This is a genomic window from Vibrio salinus (genome assembly GCF_021272385.1).
GTDB lineage: Bacteria > Pseudomonadota > Gammaproteobacteria > Enterobacterales > Vibrionaceae > Vibrio > Vibrio salinus.
Genome location: NZ_JAJSDZ010000009.1, coordinates 1 through 20,233 on the forward strand (window position 1 = coordinate 1; position 20,233 = coordinate 20,233).

The window sequence follows — 20,233 nt, forward strand, 5'->3', positions numbered from 1 at the left end:
AATACCACCCTTGTATGTTTGATGTTCTAACTTGGTCCCCTAATCGGGGGGAGGACAGTGCCTGGTGGGTAGTTTGACTGGGGCGGTCTCCTCCCAAAGAGTAACGGAGGAGCACGAGGTGGGCTAATTCACGGTTGGACATCGTGAGGTTAGTGTAATGGCATAAAGCCCGCTTGACTGCGAGAGTGACGGCTCGAGCAGGTGCGAAAGCAGGTCATAGTGATCCGGTGGCTCTGAATGGAAGGGCCATCGCTCAACGGATAAAAGGTACTCCGGGGATAACAGGCTGATACCGCCCAAGAGTTCATATCGACGGCGGTGTTTGGCACCTCGATGTCGCTCATCACATCCTGGGGCTGAAGTCGGTCCCAAGGGTATGCTGTTCGCCATTTAAAGTGGTACGCGAGCTGGGTTTAGAACGTCGTGAGACAGTTCGGTCCCTATCTGCCGTGGGCGTTGGAAGATTGAAGGGGCTGCTCCTAGTACGAGAGGACCGGAGTGGACGAACCTCTGGTGTTCGGGTTGTGATGCAATCGCATTGCCCGGTAGCTAAGTTCGGAATCGATAACCGCTGAAAGCATCTAAGCGGGAGCGAGCCCTGAGATGAGTCTTTCCCTGGCACTTTAAGTGTCCTGAAGGGTTGTCGAGACCAGAACGTTGATAGGCAGGGTGTGTAAGCGTTGTGAGGCGTTGAGCTAACCTGTACTAATTGCCCGTGAGGCTTAACCATACAACACCGAAAAGGTTTTGGCGGACTCAAGAGAGAATCTTGGTTGTGGGGTTGAGAATAAGACAGCTTTCTGAATTAACGAATTTGCCTGGCGGCCATAGCGATTTGGACCCACCTGACTCCATGCCGAACTCAGAAGTGAAACGAATTAGCGCCGATGGTAGTGTGGGTTTCCCCATGTGAGAGTAGGACATCGCCAGGCTTTTATTTTGCTTGCTTATTGATTTAAGCAAGTCACCATAAGACTTTAAAAAAGATTAGAGTTTTATGTTGACTTTCAAAGTGGGTAGCGTATTATACGCGTCCTGCTTAAGTGCTAACGCACTGAAAGCAAAGCTCTTTAACAATATAAACCTATCAATCTGTGTGGGCACTCGTCGGATAAACATCCAAAAGATTTTATCAATGATACGAGTGACCAAAAACGACAGGATTTCTTTTTAGAATGAATGTTTGGCACAGTCAATTCAACATAACATTACTTTTATAAAGTAGTGCATGTTATCAGTATTCATTGAGCCGATGCTAAGGCATCAAAAAACTTTAATTGAAGAGTTTGATCATGGCTCAGATTGAACGCTGGCGGCAGGCCTAACACATGCAAGTCGGGCGGTAACAGAAGAAAGCTTGCTTTCTTGCTGACGAGCGGCGGACGGGTGAGTAATGCTTAGGAAGTTGCCCGGTAGAGGGGGATAACCATTGGAAACGATGGCTAATACCGCATAATACCTATGGGTCAAAGCGGGGGCTCTTCGGACCTTGCGCTACCGGATACGCCTAAGTGAGATTAGCTGGTTGGTGAGGTAAGAGCTCACCAAGGCGACGATCTCTAGCTGGTCTGAGAGGATGATCAGCCACACTGGAACTGAGACACGGTCCAGACTCCTACGGGAGGCAGCAGTGGGGAATATTGCACAATGGGGGAAACCCTGATGCAGCCATGCCGCGTGTATGAAGAAGGCCTTCGGGTTGTAAAGTACTTTCAGCAGTGAGGAAGGGTGACAGATTAATACTCTGTTATTTTGACGTTAGCTGCAGAAGAAGCACCGGCTAACTCCGTGCCAGCAGCCGCGGTAATACGGAGGGTGCGAGCGTTAATCGGAATTACTGGGCGTAAAGCGCATGTAGGTGGTTGATTAAGTCAGATGTGAAAGCCCGGGGCTTAACCTCGGAATCGCATTTGAAACTGGTTGGCTAGAGTACTGTAGAGGGGGGTAGAATTTCAGGTGTAGCGGTGAAATGCGTAGAGATCTGAAGGAATACCGGTGGCGAAGGCGGCCCCCTGGACAGATACTGACACTGAGATGCGAAAGCGTGGGGAGCAAACAGGATTAGATACCCTGGTAGTCCACGCCGTAAACGATGTCTACTTGGAGGTTGCGGCCTTGAGCTGTGGCTTTCGGAGCTAACGCGTTAAGTAGACCGCCTGGGAGTACGGTCGCAAGATTAAAACTCAAATGAATTGACGGGGGCCCGCACAAGCGGTGGAGCATGTGGTTTAATTCGATGCAACGCGAAGAACCTTACCTACTCTTGACATCCAGAAAATCCTTTAGAGATAGAGGAGTGCCTTCGGGAATTCTGAGACAGGTGCTGCATGGCTGTCGTCAGCTCGTGTTGTGAAATGTTGGGTTAAGTCCCGCAACGAGCGCAACCCTTATCCTTGTTTGCCAGCACTTCGGGTGGGAACTCCAGGGAGACTGCCGGTGATAAACCGGAGGAAGGTGGGGACGACGTCAAGTCATCATGGCCCTTACGAGTAGGGCTACACACGTGCTACAATGGCGTATACAGAGGGCGGCCAACTTGCGAAAGTGAGCGAATCCCAAAAAGTACGTCGTAGTCCGGATTGGAGTCTGCAACTCGACTCCATGAAGTCGGAATCGCTAGTAATCGTGGATCAGAATGCCACGGTGAATACGTTCCCGGGCCTTGTACACACCGCCCGTCACACCATGGGAGTGGGCTGCAAAGAAGCAGGTAGTTTAACCTTCGGGAGGACGCTTGCCACTTTGTGGTTCATGACTGGGGTGAAGTCGTAACAAGGTAGCGCTAGGGGAACCTGGCGCTGGATCACCTCCTTACACGATGATGATTATTGTCGAGTGTTCACACAGATTGATACGTTTACATTATCGAGAGCACCGTTAAACCTCTGCCCTCATTGCGAGCAGAGACTTTTTGTGTCCCGTTCGTCTAGAGGCCTAGGACACCGCCTTTCACGGCGGTAACGGGGTTCGACTCCCCTACGGATACCATCTTTAAGTGTTCTTTTCTTTATGAATGGGAAGAGAATGGTTAAACATGGTTCTTTATGAATCACGCTCTTTAACAATTTGGAAAGCTGACAAAGCAGTTTGTTTTTTTAAAAAAATTGTTTGTAAAAGTTCTCAATACTTTCTTGTATAAGAAAGACCAACACAATCAAGTGTTCTTGGAAATTGAGTCCGGCAATATCATAGTCTGCCGCATGTATAAAAATGGCAGACAAATCTTGGTGACAAGACCACATTCCGAAACTTTTTCGGGTTGTATGGTTAAGTGACTAAGCGTACATGGTGGATGCCTTGGCAGTCAGAGGCGATGAAGGACGTACTAACTTGCGATAAGCTCAGATGAGGCAGTAAGAGCCACCTGAATCTGAGATTTCCGAATGGGGAAACCCACTTACAGCAGTAAGTATCATTAAGTGAATACATAGCTTAATGAGGCGAACCGGGAGAACTGAAACATCTAAGTACCCCGAGGAAAAGAAATCAACCGAGATTCCGAAAGTAGCGGCGAGCGAAATCGGAGTAGCCCTTAAGCTGATACAGTGTCAGGTGAAGTGTCTGGAAAGGCACGCGATACAGGGTGACAGCCCCGTAACTGACGGCATTGTATGAGTGAAATCGAGTAAGGCGGGACACGTGATATCCTGTTTGAAAATGGGGGGACCATCCTCCAAGGCTAAATACTCCTGACTGACCGATAGTGAACCAGTACCGTGAGGGAAAGGCGAAAAGAACCCCTGTGAGGGGAGTGAAACAGAACCTGAAACCGTGTACGTACAAGCAGTAGGAGCCTACTAGTTAGGTGACTGCGTACCTTTTGTATAATGGGTCAGCGACTTATATTCAGTGGCAAGGTTAACCGATTAGGGGAGCCGTAGCGAAAGCGAGTGTTAACTGCGCGTTTAGTCTCTGGATATAGACCCGAAACCGAGTGATCTAGCCATGGGCAGGTTGAAGGTTGAGTAACATCAACTGGAGGACCGAACCGACTAATGTTGAAAAATTAGCGGATGACCTGTGGCTAGGGGTGAAAGGCCAATCAAACTCGGAGATAGCTGGTTCTCCCCGAAAGCTATTTAGGTAGCGCCTCGGACGAATACTACTGGGGGTAGAGCACTGTTAAGGCTAGGGGGTCATCCCGACTTACCAACCCTTTGCAAACTCCGAATACCAGTAAGTACTATCCGGGAGACACACGGCGGGTGCTAACGTCCGTCGTGGAGAGGGAAACAACCCAGACCGCCAGCTAAGGTCCCAAATTACAGCTAAGTGGGAAACGATGTGGGAAGGCTCAGACAGCTAGGATGTTGGCTTAGAAGCAGCCATCATTTAAAGAAAGCGTAATAGCTCACTAGTCGAGTCGGCCTGCGCGGAAGATGTAACGGGGCTAAGTTGTAAACCGAAGCTGCGGCAATGCGATTTATCGTATTGGGTAGGGGAGCGTTCTGTAAGCCGCTGAAGGTGTGTGGTAACGCACGCTGGAGGTATCAGAAGTGCGAATGCTGACATGAGTAACGATAATGGGGGTGAAAAACCTCCACGCCGGAAGACCAAGGGTTCCTGTCCAACGTTAATCGGGGCAGGGTAAGTCGACCCCTAAGGCGAGGCTGAAAAGCGTAGTCGATGGGAAACGGGTTAATATTCCCGTACTTCTTACTGTTGCGATGGGGGGACGGAGAAGGCTAGATGAGCCTGGCGATGGTTGTCCAGGTTCAAGTGCGTAGGCTTAAGAGTCAGGTAAATCCGGCTCTTTTTAAGGCTGAGACACGACAGCACTAAGGTGGTGAAGTCATTGATGCCATGCTTCCAGGAAAAGCCTCTAAGCTTCAGACAGTAAGGAATCGTACCCCAAACCGACACAGGTGGTCGGGTAGAGAATACCAAGGCGCTTGAGAGAACTCGGGTGAAGGAACTAGGCAAAATGGTACCGTAACTTCGGGAGAAGGTACGCTCCTGATGGTGAAGTCCCTTGCGGATGGAGCTGACGGGAGTCGCAGATACCAGGTGGCTGCAACTGTTTATTAAAAACACAGCACTGTGCAAAATCGTAAGATGACGTATACGGTGTGACGCCTGCCCGGTGCCGGAAGGTTAATTGATGCTGTTAGACTTTGGTCGAAGCGGTTGATCGAAGCCCCGGTAAACGGCGGCCGTAACTATAACGGTCCTAAGGTAGCGAAATTCCTTGTCGGGTAAGTTCCGACCTGCACGAATGGCGTAATGATGGCCACGCTGTCTCCACCCGAGACTCAGTGAAATTGAAATCGCTGTGAAGATGCAGTGTACCCGCGGCTAGACGGAAAGACCCCGTGAACCTTTACTACAGCTTGGCACTGAACATTGAGCCTACATGTGTAGGATAGGTGGGAGGCTATGAAACACAGTCGCCAGATTGTGTGGAGCCATCCTTGAAATACCACCCTTGTATGTTTGATGTTCTAACTTGGTCCCCTAATCGGGGATGAGGACAGTGCCTGGTGGGTAGTTTGACTGGGGCGGTCTCCTCCCAAAGAGTAACGGAGGAGCACGAAGGTGGGCTAATCACGGTTGGACATCGTGAGGTTAGTGTAATGGCATAAGCCCGCTTGACTGCGAGAGTGACGGCTCGAGCAGGTGCGAAAGCAGGTCATAGTGATCCGGTGGCTCTGAATGGAAGGGCCATCGCTCAACGGATAAAAGGTACTCCGGGGGGATAACAGGCTGATACCGTGCACCAAGAGTTCATATCGACCGGCGTGGTGCGTTGGCAGCCTCGATGTCGCGCTCATCACATCCTGGGGCTGAGTCGGTCCCTAAGGGTAGGGCTGTTCGCCATTTAACGTGGTAGTCGCGAGCTGGGTTGTAGAACGTCGTGAGACAGTTCGGTCCCTATCTGCCGTGGGCGTTGGAAGATTGAAGGGGGCTGCTCCTAGTACGAGAGGACCGGAGTGGACGAACCTCTGGTGTTCGGGTTGTGATGCCAATCGCATTGCCCGGTAGCTAAGTTCGGAATCCGATAACCGCTGAAAGCATCTAAGCGGGAAAGCGAGCCCTGAGATGAGTCTGTCCCTGGCACTTTAAGTGTCCTGAAGGGTTGTTCGAGACCAGAACGTTGATAGGCAGGGTGTGTAAGCGTTGTGAGGCGTTGAGCTAACCTGTACTAATTGCCCGTGAGGCTTAACCATACAACACCGAAAAGGTTTTGGCGGACTCAAGAGAGAATCTTGGTTGTGGGTTGAGAATAAGACAGCTTTCTGAATTAACGAATTTGCCTGGCGGCCATAGCGATTTGGACCCACCTGACTCCATGCCGAACTCAGAAGTGAAACGAATTAGCGCCGATGGTAGTGTGGGGTTTCCCCATGTGAGAGTAGGACATCGCCAGGCTTTTATTTTGCTTGCTTATTGATTTAAGCAAGTCACCATAAGACTTTAAAAAAGATTAGAGTTTTATGTTGACTTTCAAAGTGGGTAGCGTATTATACGCGTCCTGCTTAAGTGCTAACGCACTGAAAGCAAAGCTCTTTAACAATATAAACCTATCAATCTGTGTGGGCACTCGTCGGATAAACATCCAAAAGATTTTATCAATGATACGAGTGACCAAAACGAACAGGATTTCTTTTTAGAATGAATGTTTGGCACAGTCAATTCAACATAACATTACTTTTGATAAAGTAGTGCATGTTATCAGTATTCATTGAGCCGATGCTAAGGCATCAAAAAACTTTAATTGAAGAGTTTGATCATGGCTCAGATTGAACGCTGGCGGCAGGCCTAACACATGCAAGTCGGGCGGTAACAGAAGAAAGCTTGCTTTCTTGCTGACGAGCGGCGGACGGGTGAGTAATGCTTAGGAAGTTGCCCGGTAGAGGGGGATAACCATTGGAAACGATGGCTAATACCGCATAATACCTATGGGTCAAAGCGGGGGCTCTTCGGACCTTGCGCTACCGGATACGCCTAAGTGAGATTAGCTGGTTGGTGAGGTAAGAGCTCACCAAGGCGACGATCTCTAGCTGGTCTGAGAGGATGATCAGCCACACTGGAACTGAGACACGGTCCAGACTCCTACGGGAGGCAGCAGTGGGGAATATTGCACAATGGGGGAAACCCTGATGCAGCCATGCCGCGTGTATGAAGAAGGCCTTCGGGTTGTAAAGTACTTTCAGCAGTGAGGAAGGGTGACAGATTAATACTCTGTTATTTTGACGTTAGCTGCAGAAGAAGCACCGGCTAACTCCGTGCCAGCAGCCGCGGTAATACGGAGGGTGCGAGCGTTAATCGGAATTACTGGGCGTAAAGCGCATGTAGGTGGTTGATTAAGTCAGATGTGAAAGCCCGGGGCTTAACCTCGGAATCGCATTTGAAACTGGTTGGCTAGAGTACTGTAGAGGGGGGTAGAATTTCAGGTGTAGCGGTGAAATGCGTAGAGATCTGAAGGAATACCGGTGGCGAAGGCGGCCCCCTGGACAGATACCTGACACTGAGATGCGAAAGCGTGGGGAGCAAACAGGATTAGATACCCTGGTAGTCCACGCCGTAAACGATGTCTACTTGGAGGTTGCGGCCTTGAGCTGTGGCTTTCGGAGCTAACGCGTTAAGTAGACCGCCTGGGGAGTACGGTCGCAAGATTAAAACTCAAATGAATTGACGGGGGCCCGCACAAGCGGTGGAGCATGTGGTTTAATTCGATGCAACGCGAAGAACCTTACCTACTCTTGACATCCAGAAAATCCTTTAGAGATAGAGGAGTGCCTTCGGGAATTCTGAGACAGGTGCTGCATGGCTGTCGTCAGCTCGTGTTGTGAAATGTTGGGTTAAGTCCCGCAACGAGCGCAACCCTTATCCTTGTTTGCCAGCACTTCGGGTGGGAACTCCAGGGAGACTGCCGGTGATAAACCGGAGGAAGGTGGGGACGACGTCAAGTCATCATGGCCCTTACGAGTAGGGCTACACACGTGCTACAATGGCGTATACAGAGGGCGGCCAACTTGCGAAAGTGAGCGAATCCCAAAAAGTACGTCGTAGTCCGGATTGGAGTCTGCAACTCGACTCCATGAAGTCGGAATCGCTAGTAATCGTGGATCAGGATGCCACGGTGAATACGTTCCCGGGCCTTGTACACACCGCCCGTCACACCATGGGAGTGGGCTGCAAAAGAAGCAGGTAGTTTAACCTTCGGGAGGACGCTTGCCACTTTGTGGTTCATGACTGGGGTGAAGTCGTAACAAGGTAGCGCTAGGGGAACCTGGCGCTGGATCACCTCCTTACACGATGATGATTATTGTCGAGTGTTCACACAGATTGAAGGTTTATGTTATTAAGAGACGATACTGGGTCTGTAGCTCAGGTGGTTAGAGCGTTCGCCTGATAAGCGAGAGGTCGGTGGTTCAAGTCCACTCAGACCCACCAATTCACATTGAATTGAAGCGGTATCGACACCTGATGGGGCTATAGCTCAGCTGGGAGAGCGCCTGCCTTGCACGCAGGAGGTCTGCGGTTCGATCCCGCATAGCTCCACCATCTTTAAGTGTTCTTTTCTTTGTGAATGGGAAGAGAATGGTTAAACATGGTTCTTTATGAATCACGCTCTTTAACAATTTGGAAAGCTGACAAAGCAGTTTTGTTTTTAAACAAAACTGTTTGTAAAAGTTCTCAATACTTTCTTGTATAAGAAAGACCAACACAATCAAGTGTTCTTGGAAATTGAGTCCGGCAATATCATAGTCTGCCGCATGTATAAAAATGGCAGACAAATCTTGGTGACAAGACCACATTCCGAAACTTTTTCGGGTTGTATGGTTAAGTGACTAAGCGTACATGGTGGATGCCTTGGCAGTCAGAGGCGATGAAGGACGTACTAACTTGCGATAAGCTCAGATGAGGCAGTAAGAGCCACCTGAATCTGAGATTTCCGAATGGGGAAACCCACTTACAGCAGTAAGTATCATTAAGTGAATACATAGCTTAATGAGGCGAACCGGGAGAACTGAAACATCTAAGTACCCCGAGGAAAAGAAATCAACCGAGATTCCGAAAGTAGCGGCGAGCGAAATCGGAGTAGCCCTTAAGCTGATACAGTGTCAGGTGAAGTGTCTGGAAAGGCACGCGATACAGGGTGACAGCCCCGTAACTGACGGCATTGTATGAGTGAAATCGAGTAAGGCGGGACACGTGATATCCTGTTTGAAAATGGGGGGACCATCCTCCAAGGCTAAATACTCCTGACTGACCGATAGTGAACCAGTACCGTGAGGGAAAGGCGAAAAGAACCCCTGTGAGGGGAGTGAAACAGAACCTGAAACCGTGTACGTACAAGCAGTAGGAGCCTACTAGTTAGGTGACTGCGTACCTTTTGTATAATGGGTCAGCGACTTATATTCAGTGGCAAGGTTAACCGATTAGGGGAGCCGTAGCGAAAGCGAGTGTTAACTGCGCGTTTAGTCTCTGGATATAGACCCGAAACCGAGTGATCTAGCCATGGGCAGGTTGAAGGTTGAGTAACATCAACTGGAGGACCGAACCGACTAATGTTGAAAAATTAGCGGATGACCTGTGGCTAGGGGTGAAAGGCCAATCAAACTCGGAGATAGCTGGTTCTCCCCGAAAGCTATTTAGGTAGCGCCTCGGACGAATACTACTGGGGGTAGAGCACTGTTAAGGCTAGGGGGTCATCCCGACTTACCAACCCTTTGCAAACTCCGAATACCAGTAAGTACTATCCGGGAGACACACGGCGGGTGCTAACGTCCGTCGTGGAGAGGGAAACAACCCAGACCGCCAGCTAAGGTCCCAAATTACAGCTAAGTGGGAAACGATGTGGGAAGGCTCAGACAGCTAGGATGTTGGCTTAGAAGCAGCCATCATTTAAAGAAAGCGTAATAGCTCACTAGTCGAGTCGGCCTGCGCGGAAGATGTAACGGGGCTAAGTTGTAAACCGAAGCTGCGGCAATGCGATTTATCGTATTGGGTAGGGGAGCGTTCTGTAAGCCGCTGAAGGTGTGTGGTAACGCACGCTGGAGGTATCAGAAGTGCGAATGCTGACATGAGTAACGATAATGGGGGTGAAAAACCTCCACGCCGGAAGACCAAGGGTTCCTGTCCAACGTTAATCGGGGCAGGGTAAGTCGACCCCTAAGGCGAGGCTGAAAAGCGTAGTCGATGGGAAACGGGTTAATATTCCCGTACTTCTTACTGTTGCGATGGGGGGACGGAGAAGGCTAGATGAGCCTGGCGATGGTTGTCCAGGTTCAAGTGCGTAGGCTTAAGAGTCAGGTAAATCCGGCTCTTTTTAAGGCTGAGACACGACGTCGAGCCACTAAGGTGGTGAAGTCATTGATGCCATGCTTCCAGGAAAAGCCTCTAAGCTTCAGACAGTAAGGAATCGTACCCCAAACCGACACAGGTGGTCGGGTAGAGAATACCAAGGCGCTTGAGAGAACTCGGGTGAAGGAACTAGGCAAAATGGTACCGTAACTTCGGGAGAAGGTACGCTCCTGATGGTGAAGTCCCTTGCGGATGGAGCTGACGGGAGTCGCAGATACCAGGTGGCTGCAACTGTTTATTAAAAACACAGCACTGTGCAAAATCGTAAGATGACGTATACGGTGTGACGCCTGCCCGGTGCCGGAAGGTTAATTGATGCTGTTAGACTTTGGTCGAAGCGGTTGATCGAAGCCCCGGTAAACGGCGGCCGTAACTATAACGGTCCTAAGGTAGCGAAATTCCTTGTCGGGTAAGTTCCGACCTGCACGAATGGCGTAATGATGGCCACGCTGTCTCCACCCGAGACTCAGTGAAATTGAAATCGCTGTGAAGATGCAGTGTACCCGCGGCTAGACGGAAAGACCCCGTGAACCTTTACTACAGCTTGGCACTGAACATTGAGCCTACATGTGTAGGATAGGTGGGAGGCTATGAAACACAGTCGCCAGATTGTGTGGAGCCATCCTTGAAATACCACCCTTGTATGTTTGATGTTCTAACTTGGTCCCCTAATCGGGGATGAGGACAGTGCCTGGTGGGTAGTTTGACTGGGGCGGTCTCCTCCCAAAGAGTAACGGAGGAGCACGAAGGTGGGCTAATCACGGTTGGACATCGTGAGGTTAGTGTAATGGCATAAGCCCGCTTGACTGCGAGAGTGACGGCTCGAGCAGGTGCGAAAGCAGGTCATAGTGATCCGGTGGCTCTGAATGGAAGGGCCATCGCTCAACGGATAAAAGGTACTCCGGGGATAACAGGCTGATACCGCCCAAGAGTTCATATCGACGGCGGTGTTTGGCACCTCGATGTCGGCTCATCACATCCTGGGGCTGAAGTCGGTCCCAAGGGTATGGCTGTTCGCCATTTAAAGTGGTACGCGAGCTGGGTTTAGAACGTCGTGAGACAGTTCGGTCCCTATCTGCCGTGGGCGTTGGAAGATTGAAGGGGGCTGCTCCTAGTACGAGAGGACCGGAGTGGACGAACCTCTGGTGTTCGGGTTGTGATGCCAATCGCATTGCCCGGTAGCTAAGTTCGGAATCGATAACCGCTGAAAGCATCTAAGCGGGAAGCGAGCCCTGAGATGAGTCTTCCCTGGCACTTTAAGTGTCCTGAAGGGTTGTTCGAGACCAGAACGTTGATAGGCAGGGTGTGTAAGCGTTGTGAGGCGTTGAGCTAACCTGTACTAATTGCCCGTGAGGCTTAACCATACAACACCGAAAAGGTTTTGGCGGACTCAAGAGAGAATCTTGGTTGTGGGTTGAGAATAAGACAGCTTTCTGAATTAACGAATTTGCCTGGCGGCCATAGCGATTTGGACCCACCTGATCCCATGCCGAACTCAGAAGTGAAACGAATTAGCGCCGATGGTAGTGTGGGGTTTCCCCATGTGAGAGTAGGACATCGCCAGGCTTTTATTTTCTGTTATCAGAGATTCTGATGACACAGATTAGCACTTTAGCTAGCCAATGCGGAGCGGTAGTTCAGTTGGTTAGAATACCGGCCTGTCACGCCGGGGGTCGCGGGTTCGAGTCCCGTCCGCTCCGCCACTTGATTTTAAGCCCTGACCTTCTGGTCGGGGCTTTTTGCATTATGCGTTGTTCTTGTATTTTCACATCAGCACTCCCATACTCTTCTCCGGGCTTTCCGCCACTTTGTTTATTGTGTCTTTTCTGTCTGATGGTTGTAATTAAATAACATAATCGGACTGAAAGGCGGATTTCAGACCTCAATGAGAGAAATATACATTCCAAAGTGAAATAAAAATAAAATAAGTATTGCATTTAGTGTGATGTAGATCTATATTTAATCCCGTAGACGAAAGAGACTTACAACATACATCAGGAGACACAGATATGACCGGATTATTTGCTTACAGCATCTTTTATATGAAAAGCGATTTTTACGCGACAGGTAAAGAAGTATCAGAAAAGCACCAGAAGAAACCCCGGTAGATTGCCGGACGGTCCATTGAGTCGGGGGCTGGAAATAAGTGGAGAGAATACCCCATCATCATCAGACTCACCTGTCACAAAAAGTATCGGACTACTCAACAGTTATTGATCAGAATTGTCCGGTATTAAACTTTCAAATTTACTTATTTTTTACCTTATCTAATAATTCTTTTTTATCCTGCTCTGATAGAAAACTCATTGTTATGCCATTTTTTTGTAACTGCGCAATATCTTCTGAAGTTAATCTGGCTTTGGGTGCCGCAATTTGGTATTCGTGTTTTAGCTCGATACCTTCAACTGCCGGATCATCAGTGTTGAGTGATGCAAGGACCCCATGATTTAAAAATTCTTTGAGAGGGTGTTCTTCATAGCATGAGATTGTGCTGGTCTGAATATTTGACGTTAAGCATGATTCGATACCAATTTTATTTTTGGCTAAGTGATCCATCAATTTTTCATCATAGATGGCATTAACACCATGACCAATCCTTGTTGCACCTAATTCTCTAATCGCTTGCCATATGCTTTCCGGTCCGGCGGCTTCACCGGCATGGATAGTAATTTGAAGATCTGTTTGTCTGACCTTAGCAAAATGTTCGCTAAATAAATATCCCGGTTTTCCTAATTCATCGCCTGCCAGATCAATGGCTGAGAAAGACTGCTTATAGGCTAGAATGGCATCTAATTCGTTATGGCAGGCTTCTGAGCCAAATGTCCGACTCATGATGCCAATCAGGTTCGCTTTTATTCTAAAATCTTTTATACCGGACGTCACACCATCTATGACTGCTTCTACAACACCTTCTAAAGGTAAGGAGTGCTCCATTGCCATATAGTAGGGAGAGAATCTGAGCTCCGCGTAATCGATACCGGCAAAAACTAAATCCTCAACATTTTCATAAGCGACTCTCCGGCATGCTTCCAGGTCACCCAGAGTTTTTACTCCCCAATCCAATTTTGATAAAAATTCGACCAGCGATGGAGCATTCTCGACCACCTGAACATAAGGTATCAGTTCAGATAGTTCTTCTGCTGGTAGTTCAATATTAAATTTTCGGGCATGCTCCAGGATGGTTCTGGCTCGGATATTTCCATCCAGATGACGATGGAGATCGGTAAGTGGGAGTTGAGGATCGTACATTTATTTTCAGCTTCTATAAGTTTTAGCTGCAAGTATAGAGGCCATTACTGGTTATGTCAGCTCTTATCAAATAAGAGCTGACTTGTGTGAATAGGATTAAATTAGTAAAGCTCTTTGAGTTTCCTTGTTAAGGTATTTCTTCCCCAGCCTAATACCTTAGCGGCATCTTGTTTGTGTCCGTTGGTATGATTAAGAGCAGCCTCCAGTAAAATGCGTTCAAATTCTGGGAGGGCGTACGACAATAATTCTGTCTGACCTGAAGCCAGAGCTGATTTGGCCCAGCTTTCCAATTGTTGCTGCCACGTTGTATCACCTTCCAGATCGACATTTTTTTTCTCGGCCAATAATTCGGAGGGCAGATCACTGGGTAATACTTCTGAACCGGTCGCCATGACCGTGAGCCAACGACACATATTTTCCAGCTGACGAACATTCCCGGGCCAGTCGAGACGATTGAGAATTTCCAGTGTTTTGGGCTGAAGTGTTTTCATTTCAACCCCTAGTTCTTCTGCAGCTTGTGCGAGAAAGTGTTTGGTTAATTTTTCAATATCCTGCCGTCTTTCCCGCAAGGCTGGGATCTGGATACGAATGACATTCAAACGGTGAAATAAATCTTCACGGAATTTACCCTGATGAACCAGTTTTTCAAGGTTTTGGTGTGTGGCTGCGACAATTCGAACGTCAACTTTAATGGCGGAATGTCCTCCGACCCGATAGAACTGACCGTCGGCAAGTACCCGAAGTAAACGGGTTTGGATATCCAGAGGCATATCGCCGATTTCATCCAGAAACAGAGTACCGCCATTCGCCTGTTCAAAACGGCCTTGTCTGACATTACTTGCGCCGGTAAACGCCCCTTTCTCATGCCCAAAAAGTTCGGATTCGATCAGATCCTTAGGGATTGCTGCCATATTTAATGCAATAAAAGGTTTTTGTGCTCTGGGACTATGCCGGTGTAACGCATGGGCAACTAACTCTTTACCGGTACCGGATTCTCCATTGATAAGAACGGATATTGAGGAACGGGATAAGCGTCCAATCGCCCGGAAGACTTCCTGCATAGCTGGGGCTTCACCGATGATCTCCGGAGCGTTATCCGGAATAACGAGGTGTGAAGAATGCTCTTTTTTCTGTTCCTGCCCGTGAGAAATGGCTCTTTCAACCAGTGTCAGAGTTTCATCGACATCAAATGGTTTCGGTAAATACTCAAATGCGCCTTTCTGATAGGCATTAACTGCTGCATCTAAGTCTGAGTGAGCGGTCATTATGATGACAGGAAGGTCCGGAGAGCGACTGTGAACCTGATTTAGTAGCTCTATACCATCAATACCAGGCATACGAATATCAGACACCAATACGTCTGGAGATTCTCTTTCCAGAGCCATTAAAACGCTTTCGGCATCTGAAAAAGTTTCACACTTAATATCGGCAGACGATAGCGTTTTTTCCATAACCCAACGTATAGAACTATCATCATCTACAACCCAAACGTATCCTTTACTCATAATTTTCGTTCCTCAAAAGCAAATACTTTGTCTTAACTTATTGGCAGATAGATTGTGAATGTTGTTCTGCCTGGCCAGCTTTCTACGTCAATTTTTCCGTTGTGCTGGTCTATTAGATTCTGGGAAATGGAAAGACCTAATCCTGTCCCTCCTTCTCTGCCGCTTACCATAGGATAAAACAAAGTATCTTGTAATTCGTGTGGTATTCCCGGCCCATTATCGATGATTTCTATTCTTGCAACGAGTTTATGTCTTTGACCATGGATATTGGCCTGATGCACCGTTCTTGTGCGTAGGATGATTTTTCCATGAGGTTGAGATGATAAAATCTGCGCTGCATTACTTACAATGTTAAGAAGTGCCTGTTCGATCTGGTCTGTATCCATCATTATATTTGGCAGACTGGGATCGTAGTCTCTCTCAATAATTAGGTTCGTATTAGTTTCCAGTTCAACTAACTGTCTGACTTTTTCAAGGATTTGGTGCAGATTCTCTGAATGCTTCTTACCGGGTTTTTGTGGACCAAGCAATCTATCAACCAGAGCTCTTAGCCTGTCTGCCTGTTCAATAATGATTTGAGTGTATTCTGTGAGTGACTGGTCTGGTAGCATGCGCTCCAGTAACTGAGCTGCACCTCTGAGGCCTCCCAGAGGGTTCTTGATCTCATGGGCCAGCCCTCTGACCAATAGCTTCGCGGCTTGTTGTTGGGCGTGTTGGTTCAGTTCCTGACTTAGCCGGCGTTGCTGACCAATTTTTCTCATCTCGACCAATAACATTAAACGCTTATCCCAGGCTAGCGGACTGACCGTGACTTCCAACATCAAAGGCTTACCATCTACAACAAAAGTTACATCACTGTCCGTGATGCTTTGTCCACTTTGTAATGGTTGAGACAACAATGCCAAATCCATTGAGGCATGCTGAATTAAGTTGGATAAAGGCTGATCGATAATTCGCTTTGCGCTTTGAGAAAAAAGCTGTTCCGCTGCTGGATTTGCATATCGTACACACAACGCTTCATCCAAAATTAATGTGGATGTGACAATATTATTTAATATTGTTGCACTCAGTTCATTGTTCACCAGATATACCTTGTGTTCCATAATAATGCACTGCACGATAATGGTGCATTGTTATCTGTTAGTATGGCGCAATTTTATTGTATTACAAAGACAGAGATACCCGATATGAATGACTTTTATAAAGAATTCGTCTAAATCTGTCTGAAATATAAATATTTTTGAAAATGCGCTAATTAATAATTACTAATAATGCAATTATCTTGCCTGAAATGTTCTAAAAAGGTGAGGTTTATCCAGCATTGCACAATGCCGAGAATTCGCTGGGATTTGATGTGGTTGATAATATAAAAAAGCCCTGATAAATCAGGGCTTAGACGTTAGTTGACTATTTTTGCCTTAGCAAGAGTAGTACATTTCAAACTCAACAGGGTGAGTTGACATGTTTAGTTTCACGACTTCTTCAGATTTCAGAGCAATATAAGAATCGATGAAATCATCAGAGAATACGCCACCTTCAGTCAGGAATGCGCGATCTTCGTCAAGACAACCAAGTGCTTGTTCCAGAGATTCCGCTACTGTTGGGATTTTCAGTGCTTCTTCAGCAGGTAGATCATAAAGGTCTTTATCTGCGGCGTCTCCAGGGTGAATTTTGTTTTTGATTCCGTCAAGACCCGCCATCAACATTGCAGAGAATGCCAGGTATGGGTTTGCTGTTGGATCAGGGAAACGAACTTCGATACGAGCTGCTTTAGGACTTGGTACCACTGGGATACGGATAGAAGCAGAACGGTTACGTGCTGAATAAGCAAGCATTACTGGTGCTTCGAACCCAGGTACAAGACGTTTGTATGAGTTAGTTGAAGCGTTAGCAAATGCATTGATTGCACGAGCATGTTTGATGATACCACCAATGTAGTACAGAGCCAGTTCAGAAAGACCGCCGTATTTATCTCCGGAGAACAGGTTTACGCCATCTTTACCCAAAGATTGGTGACAGTGCATACCAGAACCGTTATCACCAACTAATGGTTTAGGCATAAATGTCGCTGTTTTTCCGTAGGCATCAGCAACATTATGAATAACATATTTCAGAATCTGAGTTTCATCAGCTTTCAATGTCATTGTGTTAAAACGGGTAGCGATTTCATTCTGACCCGCAGTTGCCACTTCGTGGTGGTGTGCTTCAACAACAAGCCCCATTTCTTCCATGATCAGACACATTGCTGAACGGACATCCTGAGATGAATCAACTGGAGCAACCGGGAAGTAACCACCTTTAACGCCTGGACGGTGACCTTTGTTACCACCTTCGTAGTCGGTGCTTGAGTTCCACGCCGCTTCGCTGTCATCGATTGAGTACATAGAACCTGACATACCTGAAGAATATTTAACATCTTCAAACAGGAAGAATTCTGGTTCAGGGCCAAAAAGAACGGTATCTGCAATGCCTGTTGAACGCATGTACTCTTCTGCACGTAGTGCGATAGAACGAGGGTCGCGGTCATAACCTTTCATTGTTGCCGGTTCAAGAATGTCACAACGTACATTTAAAGTAACTTCTTCTGTGAACGGGTCAAGTACTGCTGTTGATGCATCTGGCATCAGAATCATGTCAGATTCGTTAATGCCTTTCCAGCCAGCAACTGAAGAACCATCGAACATTTTACCATCTTCGAAGAAATCAGCATCGACTTGGTGACTAGGAATAGATACGTGTTGTTCTTTACCTTTAGTATCAGTAAAGCGTAGGTCGACGAATTTAACTTCGTTTTCTTGGATCAGCGATAGAACATTTTCTACTGACATCTTGGATAACCTCCAGTGTTAAAAATTTGGTAAAAGCTCGATTCGAGACAAATTAAATATCTGGTAACGATTACATCTCAACTTCTTGATTAATCTGTTACTATTGATAAATAAGCCAAAATCGTGCCATAAAATCAAATCCTTTTAATTCAATGTCTTAGCTTTATTTCGATAAGTTTCTGTGCCAAGCATTGCACTAAAATGATCATCGAACGCACATTATTAGTGCAAAAAAATCTACCTTGCACCAATAAACGTCAAAACAGATATTATTCAGCCCTAATAATAGGCAGGTTGTCAATACAGAATAATGACGATTCCATATCTGTTTGTTTAAAGTCAACCAATGTATTAAACAAGCAAAAAATAATACTGATTAAGATCACATATTTCTGGGTTTTTCGTCAAAATCTGGTACATTATTGACCGATTTTTAATGTAATTTTCGATTTAGCCAGATTATTTTAGCTAAGTTGTTGATATTTAAGTGATGAATACTCCATGACTACTCAAAAGATAGAGAAATTAAGAAATATCGCGATCATCGCACACGTTGACCACGGTAAAACAACGCTGGTGGACAAATTGTTACAGCAATCTGGAACACTGCAGTCACGTGGTGAAATCGAAGAGCGGGTCATGGACTCGAATGATATCGAGAAGGAACGTGGTATCACGATTCTTGCGAAAAATACAGCGATTAACTGGAATGACTACCATATCAACATCGTTGACACCCCGGGACACGCCGACTTCGGTGGTGAAGTTGAACGTATCATGTCGATGGTTGACTCTGTCCTTCTTATTGTTGATGCAGTTGACGGCCCTATGCCTCAAACCCGTTTTGTTACTCAGAAAGCGTTTAACTATGGTTTGAAGCCTATTGTGGTGATTAACAAAATTGACCGTCCGGGCGCTCGTCCAGATTGGGTTATGGATCAGGTCTTTGATCTGTTTGATAATCTGGGTGCATCTGATGAACAGTTAGACTTTAAAGTGGTGTATGCATCAGCACTGAATGGTTGGGCTACGATGGAAGAGGGCGAAGAAGGCGATAATATGGAACCGTTGTTCCAGACTATCGTTGAGGAAGTGAACCCACCTGAAGTCGATTTAACCGGTCCGCTTCAAATGCAGATCTCTCAGCTTGATTACAGTTCTTATGTCGGTGTTATCGGGGTTGGTCGCGTGACTCGTGGAACTGTTAAGCCGAATCAACAGGTTTCTGTTATTGGTGCTGATGGTAAAAAACGTAACGGTAAAGTCGGGACTGTGCTGGGCTATCTGGGTCTTGAACGTCATGAAATCGATCAGGCAACAGCCGGCGATATTGTTGCGATAACCGGATTGGGTGAGCTGAAAATTTCAGATACGATTTGTGATATTAACACTTTGGAAGCGTTACCAGCTTTGTCTGTTGATGAACCAACAGTAACCATGACATTCCAGGTAAACACTTCTCCGTTTGCGGGTAAAGAAGGCAAGTTTGTTACTTCTCGTAATATTCTTGAACGTCTGGAAAAAGAATTAGTCCATAACGTTGCCTTGCGTGTTGAACAAACTGATGACCCGGATAAATTCCGTGTTTCAGGTCGAGGTGAACTTCACCTTTCTATCCTGATTGAGAACATGCGTCGTGAAGGTTTTGAGCTTGCTGTGTCTCGACCAGAAGTTATTCTGAAAGAAGAAAATGGTCAGATGCAAGAACCATTTGAAACAGTGACCATCGACGTTCTTGAAGAGCATCAGGGTGGTATCATGGAAAACATTGGTATCCGTAAAGGTGAACTGAAAGATATGTCTCCAGATGGTAAAGGTCGTGTTCGTATGGACTTTATTATGCCATCCCGTGGTCTAATCGGTTTCCAAACTGAATTTATGACATTAACCTCCGGTTCTGGTCTGCTTTACCATACATTTGATCACTATGGCCCTTATAAAGGCGGTACTATTGGCCAGCGTAATAACGGCGTATTGATTTCTAATGCGACTGGTAAGGCTTTGACTTATGCGCTGTTTAACCTTCAGGAGCGTGGTCGTCTGTTTACTGAGCACGCTGATGAAGTGTATGAAGGTCAGATCATCGGTATTCACAACCGTTCAAATGACTTAACGGTTAACTGTCTGAAAGGTAAACAATTAACTAACGTTCGTGCTTCCGGAACGGATGAGGCTCAGGTTCTTTCTCCTGCGATTAAATATACTCTGGAACAGGCTCTTGAGTTTATTGATGATGATGAGTTGGTTGAAGTAACCCCTGAAAGTATCCGTATTCGTAAGAAACATCTGACCGAAAACGATCGTAAACGTGCTTATCGTGGTGAAAAATAAGCTATCTTA

At 46.9% G+C, this 20,233-nt stretch carries 5 protein-coding genes, 4 tRNA genes and 8 rRNA genes; 13 read left to right on the forward strand and 4 right to left on the reverse strand.

Annotated elements, in window-relative coordinates:
- The 12 genes from LRQ06_RS08005 to LRQ06_RS08060 form a co-directional block, all read left to right on the forward strand.
- A 23S ribosomal RNA gene (locus LRQ06_RS08005) occupies nt 1-730 on the forward strand; the annotation flags it as partial.
- Nucleotides 731-817: 87 nt separating this feature from the next.
- Nucleotides 818-932 (forward strand): 5S ribosomal RNA (gene rrf, locus LRQ06_RS08010).
- 342 nt (nt 933-1,274) lie between these two features.
- Nucleotides 1,275-2,814 (forward strand): 16S ribosomal RNA (locus LRQ06_RS08015).
- Nucleotides 2,815-2,915: 101 nt separating this feature from the next.
- Nucleotides 2,916-2,988 (forward strand) — tRNA-OTHER (locus LRQ06_RS08020).
- Nucleotides 2,989-3,265: 277 nt separating this feature from the next.
- Nucleotides 3,266-6,167: ribosomal RNA gene (locus tag LRQ06_RS08025) — 23S ribosomal RNA — on the forward strand.
- Between the two features lie 86 nt (nt 6,168-6,253).
- Nucleotides 6,254-6,369: ribosomal RNA gene (rrf, locus tag LRQ06_RS08030) — 5S ribosomal RNA — on the forward strand.
- Nucleotides 6,370-6,712: 343 nt separating this feature from the next.
- Nucleotides 6,713-8,255, forward strand: a 16S ribosomal RNA gene (locus tag LRQ06_RS08035).
- Between the two features lie 65 nt (nt 8,256-8,320).
- Nucleotides 8,321-8,397 (forward strand) — tRNA-Ile (locus LRQ06_RS08040).
- A 35-nt stretch (nt 8,398-8,432) separates the two neighbouring features.
- Nucleotides 8,433-8,508, forward strand: a tRNA-Ala gene (locus tag LRQ06_RS08045).
- 277 nt (nt 8,509-8,785) lie between these two features.
- Nucleotides 8,786-11,675: ribosomal RNA gene (locus LRQ06_RS08050) — 23S ribosomal RNA — on the forward strand.
- 86 nt (nt 11,676-11,761) lie between these two features.
- Nucleotides 11,762-11,877, forward strand: a 5S ribosomal RNA gene (gene rrf, locus LRQ06_RS08055).
- A 60-nt stretch (nt 11,878-11,937) separates the two neighbouring features.
- Nucleotides 11,938-12,014: transfer RNA gene (locus LRQ06_RS08060), tRNA-Asp, on the forward strand.
- A gap of 544 nt (nt 12,015-12,558) precedes the next feature.
- On the opposite strand, the gene add is transcribed toward LRQ06_RS08060, so the two are convergent.
- From add to glnA, 4 genes are all read right to left on the reverse strand, one after another.
- Entirely contained in the window at nt 12,559-13,560 is a 1,002-nt protein-coding gene (gene add, locus LRQ06_RS08065) for an adenosine deaminase (RefSeq protein ID WP_232765860.1), read from the reverse strand.
- A 101-nt stretch (nt 13,561-13,661) separates the two neighbouring features.
- Entirely contained in the window at nt 13,662-15,065 is a 1,404-nt protein-coding gene (glnG, locus tag LRQ06_RS08070; RefSeq protein ID WP_232765861.1) for a nitrogen regulation protein NR(I), read from the reverse strand.
- 32 nt (nt 15,066-15,097) lie between these two features.
- Nucleotides 15,098-16,168: a nitrogen regulation protein NR(II) gene (gene glnL, locus LRQ06_RS08075; RefSeq protein ID WP_238483973.1), complete on the reverse strand. Its 1,071-nt coding sequence runs from the start codon at nt 16,166-16,168 to the stop codon at nt 15,098-15,100.
- A 315-nt stretch (nt 16,169-16,483) separates the two neighbouring features.
- Nucleotides 16,484-17,893 (reverse strand): glutamate--ammonia ligase, encoded by a 1,410-nt coding sequence (glnA, locus tag LRQ06_RS08080; protein WP_232765862.1) that lies wholly within the window; start codon nt 17,891-17,893, stop codon nt 16,484-16,486.
- A 501-nt stretch (nt 17,894-18,394) separates the two neighbouring features.
- Here glnA and typA point away from each other — a divergent pair.
- Nucleotides 18,395-20,224 carry a translational GTPase TypA gene (gene typA, locus LRQ06_RS08085; RefSeq protein WP_232765863.1) on the forward strand — a complete coding sequence of 610 codons (1,830 nt, stop codon included), beginning with the start codon at nt 18,395-18,397 and terminating at the stop codon, nt 20,222-20,224.
- Nucleotides 20,225-20,233: the final 9 nt, after the last annotated feature.